Genomic DNA, 13575 nt, shown 5'->3' with positions numbered 1-13575 from the left:
GTACCCCCTGCCGATCCGTGACGGATTCGGCCCCACCCCGGCCGGCCGTACCGTCGCAGACGACGGACACCCGACCAACCCGCAGGAGAACCGCGATGACCGCCTACGCCCTCGCCCACGTCCACTCGGTCGAGTTCGGCCCCGACATCGTCGAGTACCTTCAGCGCATCGACGCCACCCTGGACCCCTTCGACGGCCGCTTCCTGATCCACGACAGCCCCGTCGAGACGGTCGAGGGCGCCTGGGGACCGGGCCTCATCCTCATCGCGTTCCCCGACCGCGAGCGGCTGCGCGCCTGGTACGACTCGCCCGCCTACCAGGAGATCCTCCCGCTGCGCACCCGCCACATGGTCGCCGACGTGGTCTTCGTCGACGGCGTGCCCGCCGGCTACCGCGCTGCGAACGCGCTCAAGCACTGACGGGGCTCAAGCGGTTGGCGAGTTCAAGCGCTGAGCCGTTCGTCAGCGCTCCCGCGGCCGCTCGCGCCACCACCGCACCGTCGCCTCGACCTGCTCCTCCAGCGGGGTCGCGCGCACCGTGAACGCGGCCTCGTAGGCGGAGGAGTCCACCACGAACGGCCGGTCGAACTGGTACCGGACCTCCCGCAGTTCGCGCAGCAGCGGAGAGAACAGCGCCGCCGCGCCCAGCAGGGCGGGGGAGAGCCGGCGCACCGCGACCGGGCCGGTGCCCGCCTGCGCGGCCAGCCGCTCCACCATCGCCCGCACCGGCAGCGCGGGGGCCGTCGGCACGTGCCAGGCCCGCCCCCAGGCCCGTTCCTCGCCCGCGACCTCGACCAACGCCCGTGCCACGTCCGGCAGGTACGTCCAGCTGTGCGGCGCGTCCGGCTCACCGAGCACCGCGACGGACCGGCCCTTCAGCAGGCCCGGCATCACCCGTGCGGCCAGGTGCCCGCCGTCCGTCACCCCGGGGCCGAAGAAGTCCGAGGCCCGCACCTCGACCGCCCTGATCCGCCCGGCCTCGTGCAGCGCCCGCGCCTGCTCCCACGCCGCCGCCCGCACCCGCCCCTTGGGACCGGTCGCGGCCGGCGGCAGGTCCTCGGTCAGCGGGCCCGCGACCGGCCCGTAGCCGTAGAGGTTGCCGAGCATGACCAGCACCGCCCCGGTGGACTCGGCCGCCGCGCACAGCGAGGAGGCCAGCGCCGGCCACCGCGCGGTCCACTGCGCCAGCGGCGGCGCCGCGCAGCCGTGGATCGCCGCCGCGCCGCGCGCGGCCTCCGCCAGCCGCGCGGGATCGCCCGCGTCCAGCGCCACGTGCTCGACGCCGGGCGCCGCCGCACCGCCCTGCGCGGGGCGCCCCGACCGGGTGACGACCCGGACGGTGTGTCCTTGCTCGGCCAGCAGACGGGCGGTGGCGGCCCCGGCGGGCCCGTATCCGACAACCATGTGGAAGCTCATCCGCCCCACCTTAAGGGGCAGCGCGGGCCTGCAACGCGCCCGTGTCCACCGGCTGTTGAGCCGCCGTCGCGGGCTCCCGCGCGGGCTTCGGGACCGGAGGCCTCGGCCGCCGACAACCCTCAGCCGGCCGGTGTCTCCGGCCCTGACACCGCGTCCAAGGGCGCCGAGGACCAGGGATCGGGCCAGGAGGAGCAGGACCGGGCCGAGGTCCGGCGCATCCTCGCCGACAAGGAGACCGGCCCCAAGGTGCGCGAGGCGGCTCAGAAGGCCCTCGCCGGCACCGCCGCCGATGTGCGGCACTTCCTGGGGGTCGAGCTGGAGGAGAACCGCGTCCCCGACAACAGGCTGAGGGTCGTCCAGATCTCCGACGGCGCCGGACCGGCGCTGCGCAAGGCCGCCGACCAGGCGCTGAGGGGCACCGCCGCGGACCTCCTGGCCTTCCTCAAGGAGGGCCAGTTCACCGCCCGCGCCGACGGCCTGGGCTGGGAGGCCGGCGGCGCCGCCGCGGCCGTCGCCGCGGGCGCGGCGCTGGTCGCGGTCTCCCGCCGCTCCACCCAGAGCTGACGCCCCGCCCGCCCCGCCCGCCCTAGCCGCCCGCGCGGCCGGGGCGGCAGCGCCCGGGGGGCGCTCGGCGAGCAGCCGGGCGAACCTCTCGTGCCAGCGGGCGGCGTTGCTGGCGTCCAACTGCCCCGCGAAGGCGCGCCGCAGCCGCCCCTCCTCGTCGGACACGTCTCAGTCCCCGTCTCCGCCCCCGCTGTCCCCGCTCCGCAGGCTCCGGCGCCGGCTCCGCTGGAAGCGGCGCAGCAGGGCCCCCGAGGCGAGCGTCGCGGACGCCACGACGCGCACCCAGCGGGGCCCGCCGCGCTCGGCCCACACCACGCACACGCAGCCGCCGACCACGACCACCAGGATTCCGACCAGCACAGCGCCGATCACGGCCCCACCCCTTCCCGTTCATCCCCGTTATCGGGCCGATCCTCTCAACCCGCGGCCCCGCCCGCGCCGCCGACCCGCCCGAAACCGGGCCAATCCACCACGCAGGCGGACAACCCGCCCGCTCCGCAGGACAGTTGGCGCCGTCCGGGATTTACCGGGGCCGGGGTCTCGCGGCACGATGATCGACGGAACCCCGCCCTCACCTGAAACGGCAGCCGCATGGCCAACTCGACCAGCCTCGACATCGACCCGCCGGACGTGGACGGGGCGTCCCCGAGACCGCGCCGGGTCCTGACGGCGGCCAGTCTGGCGACCGCGATGATCGTCATCGACATCAGCATCGTGAACGTCGCGATCCCCGCGATCCGCACCAGCCTGCACGCGAGCCTGTCGACGATGCAACTGGTCGTCGACGCCTACGCGATCGTCCTCGCCAGCCTGGTGCTGGCCGGGGCCGCGATGGTCGCCCGCTTCGGCGCGGTGCGGATGTTCCGCCTCGGGGTCGCCGCCTTCGGCGTGACGTCCCTGCTGTGCGGCCTCGCCCCCGACGGCGCCGCGCTCGTCGCGGCCCGGGCCCTGCAGGGCCTCGGCGGGGTCCTGCTGACCCCTGCGACGCTGGTGATGATCACCGACACCTACCGGGACTCGGAGGCGCGCGCCAAGGCCGTCTCGGTGTGGGCGATGGTCGGCGGCAGCCCCGTCGCCTTCGGCCCGATCCTCGGCGGGGCGCTGGTCGCGGCAGTGGGCTGGCGCAGCATCTTCCTGGTCAACGTGCCGGCCGTGCTGGCCATCCTGTGGCTGTCGGCGCGGCACATGCCCCGGGACGAGCGGCAGACGCGCAGGGAGCCCCAGGACATCCCCGGCCAGCTGCTCGCGATCGCCGCCCTCGGCGGTGTGGCCCTGGCCCTGACCGAGGGACGGGAACTGGGCTGGACCAGGCCGCTGCCCCTGGCGGCGGCCGCCGTCGCGGTGCTGGCCGCGGCCGCCTTCGTGGTGCGCCAGCGCACCTTCGCCTTCCCGATGATCCCCGGGGACCTGTTCCGCGCGCCGGGCTTCCGGGCCTTCGTCGCGGCGGGCCTGCTCCTGTTCGCGGGCTACTACGGGCTGGTGTTCTCGATCAGCGTCTTCCTGCAGCAGGTGCGCGGGTACGATCCGGTCACCACCGGGCTGTGCTTCCTGCCCTCGGCCCTGCCGATCACCCTCATGCCGCTGGTCGCCGGACGCGTCCACGCCAGGCTCGGCGCCCCACGGGTCCTGGGCATCGCGACGGCGCTGACCCTGGTCGGCGGCCTGCTGCTGGCGCTGGTGGGCAGCAGCGTCCCGGTCGGCACCGGCGTCGGGCTGCTCTTCATCGGCCTGGGCTTCGGCCTGGCGACGGTGCCGCAGATCACCCTGGTCATGGCCGCCGCGCCGGCGCACCGCTCGGCCCTGGCCAGCGGCCTGATGTCGGCCGGCCGCTCCTCGGGCACCACCATCGGCGTGGCCCTGCTCGGCGGCTTCTCCTCCGGGGGCGGCATCGCTGGGCCGGCGGTCGCGGCCGTGGTGATCTACCTGCTGATGGCCCTGTCCGTCGCCCTCGGCGCCCGCCGGCTGCCCGCCCCCTCCTGACCTGTCGCCCGACACAGGGCCGGTTCGGCCACGAACCCGCCGTGTGCCAGGATGCCGACACCGATCCTCTCGACCGGAGACCTTTCTTGACGATCCGCCGCACCACCGTCCTGGCCACCGCCGCGAGCGTGCTCGGCCTCACCGCGCTGACGGGCCGCAGCTACGGCACCTTCCGCGACTTCGGCCCCGTCGAGCCGGTCCCCGCTCCCAACTGACCATCCGAGCAAAGGAGTCCGCCATGGCCAAGGGCCTGTTCGCGACCCTGCACACCACCCTGGGCCCGATCCGGCTGGAGCTGTTCCAGTTCCACGCGCCGAAGACGGTCCGCAACTTCGTCGAACTCGCCGAGGGCGCCCGGGAGTACACCGACCCGCGCACCGGCGGGCCGGGCAGCGGCCCGTACTACGACGGGACGCTGTTCCACCGGGTGATCGCCGGTTTCATGGTCCAGGGCGGCGACCCCACCGGCACCGGCACCGGCGGCCCGGGCTACGCCTTCGCCGACGAGTTCCACCCCGAACTGCACTTCACCAAGCCCTACCTGCTCGCCATGGCCAATGCCGGGCCGGGCACCAACGGTTCCCAGTTCTTCATCACCGTCGGCACCCCCGCCCACCTGAACCGCCGGCACACCATCTTCGGCCAGGTCGCCGACGCCGACTCCCGGGCCGTGGTCGACGCGATCGCCGCCGTCCCGGTCGACGGTGAGCGCCCCGTGGAGGACGTCGTGATCACCAAGGTGACCATCGAGCGCCTCTGACCCGCCCCCGGGTGGTCCTGCGCCCGTCGCGCGGCGGAGTCAGAGCCAGCCGCGCTCGTCGGCGGTGCGCAGGGCCTCGGTGCGGTTGCGGGTGGCGGTCTTGGCGATGGCGGAGGAGAAGTAGTTGCGCACCGTTCCTTCCGAGAGGTAGAGCTTGGCGGCGATCTCGGCGACGCCGGCTCCGGAGCGGGAGGCGTTCAGCACGTCCCGTTCCCGGGCGGTGAGCGGGGAGGCGCCCGCCGCCAGGGTGGCCGCGGCCAGTTCCGGGTCCACCACCCGTTCGCCCGCCGCGACCCGGCGGATGGCGTCGGCCAGGACCTCGGCCGGCGCGTCCTTGACGACGAAGCCCAGCGCGCCCGCCTCCATCGCCCGGCGCAGGTAGCCGGCGCGTCCGAAGGTGGTGAGGATGACGACCCGGCAGCCGGGCACCTGGTGGGAGAGGACGGCGGCTGCGGCCAGGCCGTCGAGTCCGGGCATCTCGATGTCCAGCAGGGCCACGTCGGGCCGGTGGGCGAGGGCCGCGTCGGCCACCTGGTCGCCGCGGCCGACGGCGGCGACCACCTCGAAGCCGTCCTCCAGGTCGAGCAGGGCGCACAGCGCGGTGCGGACCAGTTCCTGGTCCTCGGCGAGCAGCAGGCGGATCGTCATGTCGTCCCTTCCCGGGCGGGTTCGCGCCGCCCGCCGCGGGTGCCCGGCGGGACGGTGACCAGCAGCCGCCACCCGCGCGGGCTCAGCGGGCCGGCCTCGACGGTACCGCCGGCCACCGCGACCCGTTCCCGCAGCCCGGTCAGCCCCTTCCCGACCCCGCTGCCCTCGCCGGTCCTGCCTCCCGCTCCCACCCCGTCGTCGCGGATCTCCACGGAGGAGCCGGTGACGGTCACCGTGCAGCGGCCGGCCCGGGCGTGGCGGACCACGTTGGTCAGTCCCTCGCGCACCACCCAGCCGAACAGCTCCCCGTCCCGCGTGGCCAGCGGGTCGGTGGACGTCGGCAGGTCGGCGACCACCCCGGCGGCGCGCAGCAGTTCGCGCCCGCGCGCCAGCTCGCCGGCCAGCGTGACGTCGCGGTAGCCGGTGACGGCGGCCCGGACGTCGGCCAGCGCCTGGCGGGACAGCGACTCCACCGCGGCCATCTCCGCCAGCGACTGGTCGGGGTCCTTGCCGGCGAGGCGCTGGGCCAGGCGGGACTTGACGGTGATCGCGGTGAGCGAGTGCCCGAGCAGGTCGTGCAGGTCGCGGGCGATCCGGTTGCGTTCCGCTTCCGAGGCCAGGCGCGCCACCTCGGCCCGGGCGGCCACCAGGGCCTGGTTGGTGGCGGCGATCTCCGCGAACGCCCCCGTGGTGAGCGCGGTGAACAGCAGCGCCAGCGCCTGGAACGTGCCGGGCCCGGTGTGCCAGGCGGGCACCGCCCACGGCACCAGCAGCGCGGCCAGCGTGGCGGCGGCGACCACCCAGGAGGCGAGGCGGCGCCACAGCACGGCGACGAAGGAGACGACGACGGCGGCGAGGAAGAACGCGTCCCCGTGGGCGAACGGCAGCGCGGCCAGGAACAGCGCGCCCAGCACCGCCACCAGCACGATCGCCCGCCGCCGCCCCGCGCGGACCGTGGTGGCGGCGAGGACGACGCAGAGGCAGAACGCGGCGACGACCGCGTACCCGGCGACCAGGGCCGCCCCGGAGACGGTGCCGCTCATGGCGACGGCGGTCAGGCCCGGGTAGACCAGCATCCCGCTGCCCAGCGTGATCCGCCGCCAGCCCTGCGTCCACCGCTGCGGGGCGCGCTGCTCGTCGGCGCGCCCGCTGCGGGTCGTCCGCGTGTCCTCGTCCACCCGCACCTTCCTCACGTCGCGTCGGATCGCGCGAACAGGGTACGCAGGTGGCGTCCGTTGACCACGAGGGCCACCCCCAGCAGCACCAGCCCGCACAGGGCCTGCTCGACCTTCATCCAGAACGGGAAGGTGCCCGGCACGGAGATGATCACGACGATCGCCGCGATCATGACGGCCGAGATGATCCGCAGGCGCCGGTACGCCCCGTGCGAGCCGCGTGCGGCCCGGGTGGTGAACAGGTACGTGACCACGGCGCTGGCCACGACGGCGGTGCCGCGGATCCACACCGCCGCGTTCACCAGGTCGGGACGGCCACGGAGGGCGAACGCGGCCGCCAGGGTGACCACGCTGAGGCCCAGGTAGGCGAACACCAGTCGCCTGACGTTGCGGAAGGCCCGAACGGTGTCGGGGTGGCTCATCACATCGGTGGAGGTCATGCCCCCATGCTGTCCGCGCGCCGGCCCCGCCCGGCAGTGTGCTGGCGCACCGGCCACCCGTGACAATTGTCAGCAGGTCCGGGCGGGTCCGGGCAGGTCAGGGCGGCGAAGAGCAGGGCGGGGGAGAGCAGGGCCGCCGCCCGGCGGGGCCGGGCGGCGGCTGGTGGGGCGGTGGGACTCAGGCGCAGGTGGTGAAGGTGGGGCTGGTGTTGGCGATGTAGACGGTGGCGCCGCCGCTGGGGTCGGAGGTGAGCGGGACGGTGACGGTGTCCTCGGCGGTCCACGGGATGCCGCGGGCGTCGAAGGTCCAGTTGCCGGTGACCTTGCGGGCGAGTTCGGCCAGCGTCACCCAGCCGTACTGCTGGGGCGGGACGTTGACGGTGACGGCGTTGTTGACGGTGGTCGAGCCCTGCCAGACGTTGCTGTAGTTGACAGCGGTCTTGACCGCGGTGGTGAAGACGCCGCCGGGGGCGCCGCCGGAGATCTCCGCCCCGATCTCGCCGCCGATGCTGCTGGACCAGCCGGTCATGTTGGTGACCGCGAAGCTCTGCTGGGCGGCGCTGCTGGTGTTGTTGAACCACACCGAGGAGACGCAGATCTTGGGCAGCGGCGCCGCGGGGGCCTCGCTCTTCAGCGCCCAGGAGCAGGAGGAGGTGTCCTTCTGGCACTGCTTGGCGGCGTGGTCGATCGCCAGGCTGCGGGCGGCCTGCGGGAAGCCGGTGGACCACTGCTGGTTGGCGGTGCCGTTGCAGGTGTACTGGTCGGTCCAGGCGTCGTCGTACTGGGCGCCGAGCAGCAGGTCCAGGCAGGTGTTGTCGCCCAGGTGGCGGATCATGAACGCGTCGTCGGACCCGGCGACCGGCTGCAGGAACCACCGCTGGCTGGCCTGCCCGGCGCAGGTCTGCTGGCGCAGGGCCGGGGTGAAGAAGGCCAGGTCGATGCACTTGCCGGTGTCGTTGTTGACGATGGTGAAGGAGAAGTCGGAGGGGTCGACGCTCAGCCGCCAGGACTGGTGGTAGCCGGGCGCCGAGTTGGTGACGATGTAGGCGCCGTCGCCCATGGTGCCGTTCTGGACGTCGAGTTGGCGCCCGTTGCTGAGGGACTTGATGGTCAGGCACTGCTGCGGGGAGGCGCAGGCGGCGGCCGGCGCCGCGGCGGCCCGGGCGGTCGCGAAGGGGGCGGCGGTGAAGCCCAGGGCGGCGCAACAGGTCACCAGGACGGCCGCGATCAGGCGCAGCCAGGGAGCCGGTCGGCTCGGGGTCGTGGCGGAGGGCACTGGGTCGGGTCCTTTCGTCGGGAACGGGGAGAGGGAGAAGGGAGAGGAAGCGGAAAGAAAGAGGGCGGGCCGGTCAGGCGGCGGCGAAGGCCGCTTCCAGGCGCGGGACGTAGTCCACGAGGTCCTGCGCCCAGCAGCCCGCGCTGTGGCCGCCGTTGCAGTTGGGGCCCCAGGCCGCGCCGTCGCCGTAGTCGACGTAGTGGTAGGGCAGGTGGAGGGCGTCCAGGCGGTCCTTGACGCGCTTGGCGGTGCCCTCGGCCCAGAACTCCATGTCGGCGGCGCTGCCGTGGCCGTTGCCGGTGTAGACCGCGATGCCGGTGTCGGCCAGCAGGCCCATCCGGGAGGCCGGGTCCGCGGCGTTCCAGCGCCAGTCGGCGTTGAACACCGGGTAGGGCGTGCCGAAGATCGCGTCGCTGGAGACCGTGGGGCCGAAGTCGAGGCCGCAGGGCTGCCCGTTGCTGGGCCCGCACAGCACGGTGCCGACGTTGGTCAGGGTGGCGACCACGGCGCCGCGGATGATCATCTCGTTCGCGGAGAGGTCGTTGGCGCCGGACATGGTGAGGACCTGGCCGAACAGCTGGGGGCGGTCCTGGGCGTAGTGCAGGGCGCCGAAGCCGCCCATCGACAGGCCGCCGACGGCCCGGCTCCGGCGGCCCGTCAGGGTGCGCAGGTTGGCGTCGATGAACGGGACGACCTGGTCGAGGTGGAAGGTCTCCCAGTTCTGCGCCCCGGCGGCGGTGCCCTGGTCGAGCCAGTCGGTGTACCAGCCGCGCAGGCCGCCGTCCGGGATGACGGTGATCATCGACTGCGCGGCGGTGAGGGCGGGGTAGGCCAGGGCCGGGTCGCTCGGGTTGTCCGAGGCGCCGTGCAGGAAGTAGAGGACCGGGTAGCGCTTGGCCGGGTCGGCCGCGTAGTCGGCGGGCAGCAGGATCCGGATGGTGTGCTCCCCGGCGACCTGGGGCGTGGTCACGGTGATCACGAAGTTGGTGGCGCTGCCGGTGGCGGCGCCGACCTGGGTGAGCCCGAAGCCGTCCTTCATCGGCGGCGGGGCAGCGGCCTCGGCGCGCGCGGCGGGCACGCCCAGCAGCAGGAGGCCGGCGGCCAGGGCGGCGACGGCCGTCCTGGCGCGCCGCAGGAGGGCGCGCCGGGGCCGTACGGGCGGGCGCCGGGCGGGCAGGGCTGGGGTCATGGTCGTCCTTGGCCGTGAGGGTGCCGTTCCTGGGGGAACCGCTGGAGCTGTCTGGACTCCGACAACTCTTGCGAGGTCACCTCGCCGTCCGCCAGAGCGCCCGGCGGCGCACGTGGGCCACCGGCGCATGTGCGCCACCGGTGCGGGTAGCCTCCGACGGTCCGTGCGCCCGGGCGGCACCGACCACCCGGGCGGCACCGACGAGATGACACACCGACACGATGACGGGGGGCGTCGTGCACGACGTGCTGGATCCCGACTCCGAGCGCGGCCGGGTCTACCACTGCCTGGTCGGCCGGCCACGGGCGCGGGTACCGGAACTGGCGGACGGGGCGGGCCTGGACGAGGACACCGTCCTGGCCGTGCTCAGGGACCTCGCGGACGAGGGCGTCGCCGTGGCCTTCGACACCGCCGGCACCACCGACGACCGCGACCACGCCTGGGAGGCGCTGCCGCCCGGCCGGGTGGTCGAGGCGGTGCTGCACAGCGACGCCGTCCGGCAGGCCACCGCGCGCCGGGCCGGGGCGGAGCTGGAACGCCTCTACCGCTTCGCCCGGCGCGACGCCGGCACCTACGGCGCCCTGGAGGTGGTCGAGGACGTCGCCCAGGTGCTGGCGGCCAGCCGCCGCCTCCAGCTCGCCGCCCGCCACCAGGTACGGGTCATCGACGTGCCGCCCTACTCCGGCAGTTCGGCCTACTACCTCGACCAGGAGGTGCTGCAGCGCCAGCGGATGGCCGCCGGGGTCGTCTACCGCTCGATCTACCACGGCTGCGCCTTCGACGACCCGGTCGCGGGCCCCAACATGGCGCGCATGATCGAGGCGGGGGAGCAGGCTCGCACGCTGGACGAGCCGCCGCTCAAACTCGCCCTCGGCGACGACGACCTGGCGATCGTCACGCTGGCGGCCGACGGCCGCCCCGGCGTCGTCTCGCTGCTGATCCGGCCCTCCAGCCTGCTGCGGTCCCTGGCGGCGGTGTTCGAGACGCTCTGGCGGCTGGCCGTGCCGGCCTCGGTGGCCGCCGTCGACCTCCAGATCGACGACCGGGACCGCCGCATCCTCACCCTGATGGCCAGCGGCGCCACCGACGACGCCATCGCGCGGCGACTGGGGCTGGGCCGGCGCACGGTGGTGCGCCGCGTCTCCGCGCTGTCGGCGCAGCTGGGCGCCACCACGCGCTTCCAGGCGGGCGTGCAGGCGGCCCGGCGCGGCTGGCTGTGAGCCGGTCGCGCCGGGCCGGACCCCTGGGGGTGGGGGTCGGGGAAGGGTGGTCAGCAGGTGCCCGCCGCGCGGTCGCGCACGACCAGGTCGGTGCGGCCGGGGGTGGAGTCCAGCCAGACCACCCGGGTGCCCTGGTCGGCCGCGGGCTGGTCCTGGCCGCCCCGGTTGCAGGAGAGGCGCTGCGGGGTGCCGCCGCCGAGCGGGATCTGCCAGAGCTTGGGCAGCGCGGCGTTGGTCCAGCCGCCGGCGGGCTTGGTGTTCTCGACCTTGTAGGTGACGGCCTGGTCGGAGGCGGTGAGGTTGCTGCCGAGCGTCGGGGCGTTCGGCGAGTCGCCGGAGAGCACCTCGTTCACGCCGGAGCCGTCCAGGGCGCCGGAGCGGATCGAGGCGTGGGCGCCGATGTGGTTGGGGGCGTCCAGCCACAGCAGTCGTCCGCCGGCGAGCCGGGCGGAGGAGGCGGTGCTCGCGGCGGTGCCGGGGGCGGCGTGCGCGGTGTACTGCGCGGTGACCTTGCCGGCGGCGATCGAGTAGACGGTCGGCGCGGTGACGTACTGCTGTCCGTCCTGCCAGGACTCGGTCCAGGCGAGGTAGCCGTCCTTGAGGGTGGGGTCGTTCGGGTGGTGCCCGTCGGCCAGCGGCAGTTCGACCGCGGGGGCCCCGTCGTGGGACAGCCAGATGCTGGTGCGGCCGGTGGCGAAGTCGTTCACCGTGAAGGCGATGTCGCCGCCGGAGATCTGGGGGCTGCTGGGCTCCTTCCCGTCGGCGAGGAACAGGCTGCGGACCGGGCCGGCGCCGGACAGCGGTGCGGTCAGCAGCTCCCGGCTGTGGTTCTGGGCGGTGGTGCCGATGGCCTTCCACGCGGCGTTGGTGCCGTCGGTGGCGGGCCAGCTGTGGTAGCGGCCGTCGTCCGGGCTGAGCCGGACGGGGGCGCCGCGCCCGGTGGTGGAGCCGGTGTACAGCGCGGTGGTGCTGGGGGTGGTGCCGCCCGCGCCGCCGACCGGGTCGGGGGCGGGGGCCATCGCCACCCAGTGCCCGCCGCCGGCGGCCGGGGGAGCCATCGAGTAGGAGAGGTTGCCCGCCAGCGTGCGGCTGTCCATGCCGAGCCGGCCCTGCCAGCCGGCCTTGATCCCGTGCGCGTCGAACGCGGCTGCCACGGTGCGCAGTTGGGCGTGGCTGAGGCCGAGGTCGCGGCCGGCCGCGAGTGCCGCGTTGCGCCCGGCCACGAAGTCGTCGAGCGGGGTGAGGTAGGCGGTGAGCGCCCGGTAGACCACCCGGTCGGCGGTGAGCGGGTCGAGGGTGCGCCGGATGTCCCAGAGCGCGCCGCTGAAGATGGTGGCGTTGAGGTGCTGCCCGCCGCTGTCGACCGTGCCGCCGAGGTAGTCGTTCACGGTGGTGCGGTGGTCGTCCATCCGGCGGTCCGCGCAGGCCTGCGGGGTGCCGGTGCGGCACTTGCTCTCGCCGAGCAGCGCCGCCGCCGGGTCGTTCATGGACATGCCGCGGGCGGTGACCTCGATGGCGTTGCCGAAGTAGTCGGCGATCGCCTCGTTCATCGCGCCGGACTGGCCCATGCCGGCCAGGTCGGCGGTGTTCGATATGACGCCGTGGGTCATCTCGTGCCCGGCGATGTCGAGGGCGGCGGAGAACGGGTAGTAGTCGGGGCCCCCGCTGCCGTAGACCATCTTCTTCCCGTCCCAGTAGGCGTTGGGATAGGGGGCGCCGTCCTGGCTCACGTTGACGACGGAGGTGATCGCGCCGCCCTTGCCGTCCAGGCCGTTGCGGCCGAAGCGGTCGTGGTAGAAGTCGTACACGATACCGGCGTTGATGCTGGCGTCGGTGGCGCCGCTGGTGCCGGTGGAGGCCGGGAAGTCCGGGCCGGGGGAGTGGGCCGGGGGGAGGTCGGCGGGGATGCCGCCGCCGAGGTCCATCTCGTCCCGGCCGCCCGCGTCGTAGGTGGTGATGGTGGCGGGCCGGGTGAGGTCGGTGAGCTGGTAACTACCGTCCGGCAGGCGGGCGATGTTCACCTTGGCGGAGTTGCCGCGGGCGTCCGGCGCGGTCCCGGTGGCGGGTTCGAGGCCGGCCGCGGCGGGCGCGGCGGCGCGCTGGTCGGTGCCGCCCGCCGGGGACGGGGCGCGGGTGTCGTAGGCGAGGGCGACCACGCCGACGGTGGCGTCCACGAAGACCTCGCGGGCCTGCGGCCCCCCGGTCGCCGGGTCGGCGGCGTGCACGGTGAAGCGCTGGGCGAGCCGGCCGGCGCCGTCCGGCAGGACGACCAGGCCGTGGTCCTCGGCGGTGGCCGCGGCCCGGGCCTTCGGGTCCTGGACCGAGCCGAGCGCCGCGTCCCGCAGGGCGGCGGCCGGGACGGTGGCGGTGGTCGGCGCGGTGAGGCCGGTGAAGTACTTGCCGCCGACCGACTCGACGCGCTGCCCGGCACCCTCGCCCGTCAGGTGCACCAGGTACTGCGCGCCGAACACGGGCACGCCGCCGTGGCGCTGCTCGAACCTGACGGTCTGCCGGCCGTCGGCGGTGCGCTCGGAGCCGACCTCGGCCAGCTCGCCGGGGTCGACGTGGTAGCGGTCGGCGTGGGCCGCGAGGTGGGCGCGGGCGGCGTCGGCGGGGCTGCCGGCGGCCGGCTCGGCCAGGCCGGTGACCAGCTGCGGGGCGGCGGTGTCCTGACCGGCCACCAGGGAGGGCACCGGGTCGGGGGCGGCCGCGGGCCCGGCCAGGGCGGGCGGCGCGGCCAGGGCCAGCGCCACCACGGCGGTGGCGCCGATGCCGAGTGCTGTGGACGTGCGGGAACGACGGGGCACGGAGGTCCTCTCGCAGGGCCGAACGGTGGTCGCGGCAGGCCGGCCGCGCCGGACCACCGCGACGATCACGATAAGTCATCCAGCGACATATGTCGATAGAC

The 13575-nt window shown here is 74.9% G+C and carries 14 protein-coding genes; 6 read left to right on the top strand and 8 right to left on the bottom strand.

All coding sequences use genetic code 11. The features are described 5' to 3' along the window. Nucleotides 1-95: 95 nt before the first annotated feature. Entirely contained in the window at nucleotides 96-419 is a 324-nt protein-coding gene (locus tag ACIO5E_RS15625) for a DUF1330 domain-containing protein (RefSeq protein ID WP_400667609.1), read from the top strand. Nucleotides 420-461: 42 nt separating this feature from the next. Here the strand turns inward: ACIO5E_RS15625 and ACIO5E_RS15620 are convergent, their stop codons facing one another. Then, nucleotides 462-1415, bottom strand: a complete 954-nt coding sequence (locus ACIO5E_RS15620) for an NAD-dependent epimerase/dehydratase family protein (RefSeq protein WP_400667607.1) — start codon at nucleotides 1413-1415, stop codon at nucleotides 462-464. Here ACIO5E_RS15620 and ACIO5E_RS15615 point away from each other — a divergent pair. Then, nucleotides 1341-1979 carry a hypothetical protein gene (locus ACIO5E_RS15615; RefSeq protein WP_400667605.1) on the top strand — a complete coding sequence of 213 codons (639 nt, stop codon included), beginning with the start codon at nucleotides 1341-1343 and terminating at the stop codon, nucleotides 1977-1979. The two genes, ACIO5E_RS15620 and ACIO5E_RS15615, sit on opposite strands and share 75 nt — an antisense overlap. Before the next feature lie 168 nt (nucleotides 1980-2147). Here ACIO5E_RS15615 and ACIO5E_RS15610 read toward each other — a convergent pair whose 3' ends face one another. Beyond that, on the bottom strand, nucleotides 2148-2351 hold the full coding sequence (locus tag ACIO5E_RS15610; protein WP_400667603.1) for a hypothetical protein: 204 nt from the start codon (nucleotides 2349-2351) through the stop codon (nucleotides 2148-2150). A gap of 219 nt (nucleotides 2352-2570) precedes the next feature. On the opposite strand from ACIO5E_RS15610, the gene ACIO5E_RS15605 reads away from it, so the two are divergent. The 3 genes from ACIO5E_RS15605 to ACIO5E_RS15595 all read left to right on the top strand — a co-directional run bounded on the left by ACIO5E_RS15605 (nucleotide 2571) and on the right by ACIO5E_RS15595 (nucleotide 4719). Continuing rightward, nucleotides 2571-3959, top strand: a complete 1389-nt coding sequence (locus tag ACIO5E_RS15605; RefSeq protein WP_400667601.1) for an MFS transporter — start codon at nucleotides 2571-2573, stop codon at nucleotides 3957-3959. Between the two features lie 86 nt (nucleotides 3960-4045). After that, entirely contained in the window at nucleotides 4046-4174 is a 129-nt protein-coding gene (locus ACIO5E_RS15600; protein ID WP_400667599.1) for a hypothetical protein, read from the top strand. 23 nt (nucleotides 4175-4197) lie between these two features. Then, nucleotides 4198-4719, top strand: a complete 522-nt coding sequence (locus ACIO5E_RS15595; protein WP_400667597.1) for a peptidylprolyl isomerase — start codon at nucleotides 4198-4200, stop codon at nucleotides 4717-4719. A gap of 39 nt (nucleotides 4720-4758) precedes the next feature. Here ACIO5E_RS15595 and ACIO5E_RS15590 read toward each other — a convergent pair whose 3' ends face one another. The 5 genes from ACIO5E_RS15590 to ACIO5E_RS15570 all read right to left on the bottom strand — a co-directional run bounded on the left by ACIO5E_RS15590 (nucleotide 4759) and on the right by ACIO5E_RS15570 (nucleotide 9447). Then, nucleotides 4759-5367 carry a response regulator gene (locus ACIO5E_RS15590; RefSeq protein WP_400667595.1) on the bottom strand — a complete coding sequence of 203 codons (609 nt, stop codon included), beginning with the start codon at nucleotides 5365-5367 and terminating at the stop codon, nucleotides 4759-4761. Further along, nucleotides 5364-6545, bottom strand: a complete 1182-nt coding sequence (locus ACIO5E_RS15585) for a sensor histidine kinase (RefSeq protein WP_400667593.1) — start codon at nucleotides 6543-6545, stop codon at nucleotides 5364-5366. Before ACIO5E_RS15585 ends, ACIO5E_RS15590 begins: the two co-directional genes overlap by 4 nt. 11 nt (nucleotides 6546-6556) lie before the next feature. Beyond that, nucleotides 6557-6982 carry a hypothetical protein gene (locus ACIO5E_RS15580; RefSeq protein WP_400667592.1) on the bottom strand — a complete coding sequence of 142 codons (426 nt, stop codon included), beginning with the start codon at nucleotides 6980-6982 and terminating at the stop codon, nucleotides 6557-6559. Between the two features lie 178 nt (nucleotides 6983-7160). Further along, complete coding sequence (locus tag ACIO5E_RS15575) at nucleotides 7161-8258, bottom strand: RICIN domain-containing protein (RefSeq protein WP_400667591.1); 1098 nt, start codon at nucleotides 8256-8258, stop codon at nucleotides 7161-7163. Nucleotides 8259-8331: 73 nt separating this feature from the next. Further along, nucleotides 8332-9447: an alpha/beta hydrolase gene (locus tag ACIO5E_RS15570; RefSeq protein ID WP_400667589.1), complete on the bottom strand. Its 1116-nt coding sequence runs from the start codon at nucleotides 9445-9447 to the stop codon at nucleotides 8332-8334. Nucleotides 9448-9668: 221 nt separating this feature from the next. Here ACIO5E_RS15570 and ACIO5E_RS15565 point away from each other — a divergent pair, with 221 nt between their 5' ends. After that, entirely contained in the window at nucleotides 9669-10667 is a 999-nt protein-coding gene (locus ACIO5E_RS15565; RefSeq protein ID WP_400667587.1) for a hypothetical protein, read from the top strand. A gap of 50 nt (nucleotides 10668-10717) precedes the next feature. On the opposite strand, the gene ACIO5E_RS15560 is transcribed toward ACIO5E_RS15565, so the two are convergent. Beyond that, nucleotides 10718-13474, bottom strand: a complete 2757-nt coding sequence (locus ACIO5E_RS15560) for a M4 family metallopeptidase (RefSeq protein ID WP_400667585.1) — start codon at nucleotides 13472-13474, stop codon at nucleotides 10718-10720. Between the last annotated feature and the right edge of the window lie 101 nt (nucleotides 13475-13575).

Source organism: Kitasatospora sp. NPDC087314, from assembly GCF_044744365.1.
Lineage (GTDB): Bacteria > Actinomycetota > Actinomycetes > Streptomycetales > Streptomycetaceae > Kitasatospora.
This window is presented reverse-complemented; position numbering and strand designations above follow the sequence as displayed.

What these genes read in the sequence shown, in the direction of transcription:
- ACIO5E_RS15580 (WP_400667592.1), bottom strand. Translation starts at nt 6,982, where the DNA reads ATGACCTCCACCGATGTGATGAGCCACCCCGACACCGTTCGGGCCTTC.
- ACIO5E_RS15595 (WP_400667597.1), top strand. Translation starts at nt 4,198, where the DNA reads ATGGCCAAGGGCCTGTTCGCGACCCTGCACACCACCCTGGGCCCGATC.
- ACIO5E_RS15605 (WP_400667601.1), top strand. Translation starts at nt 2,571, where the DNA reads ATGGCCAACTCGACCAGCCTCGACATCGACCCGCCGGACGTGGACGGG.
- ACIO5E_RS15570 (WP_400667589.1), bottom strand. Translation starts at nt 9,447, where the DNA reads ATGACCCCAGCCCTGCCCGCCCGGCGCCCGCCCGTACGGCCCCGGCGC.
- ACIO5E_RS15625 (WP_400667609.1), top strand. Translation starts at nt 96, where the DNA reads ATGACCGCCTACGCCCTCGCCCACGTCCACTCGGTCGAGTTCGGCCCC.
- ACIO5E_RS15565 (WP_400667587.1), top strand. Translation starts at nt 9,669, where the DNA reads ATGACGGGGGGCGTCGTGCACGACGTGCTGGATCCCGACTCCGAGCGC.
- ACIO5E_RS15590 (WP_400667595.1), bottom strand. Translation starts at nt 5,367, where the DNA reads ATGACGATCCGCCTGCTGCTCGCCGAGGACCAGGAACTGGTCCGCACC.
- ACIO5E_RS15620 (WP_400667607.1), bottom strand. Translation starts at nt 1,415, where the DNA reads ATGAGCTTCCACATGGTTGTCGGATACGGGCCCGCCGGGGCCGCCACC.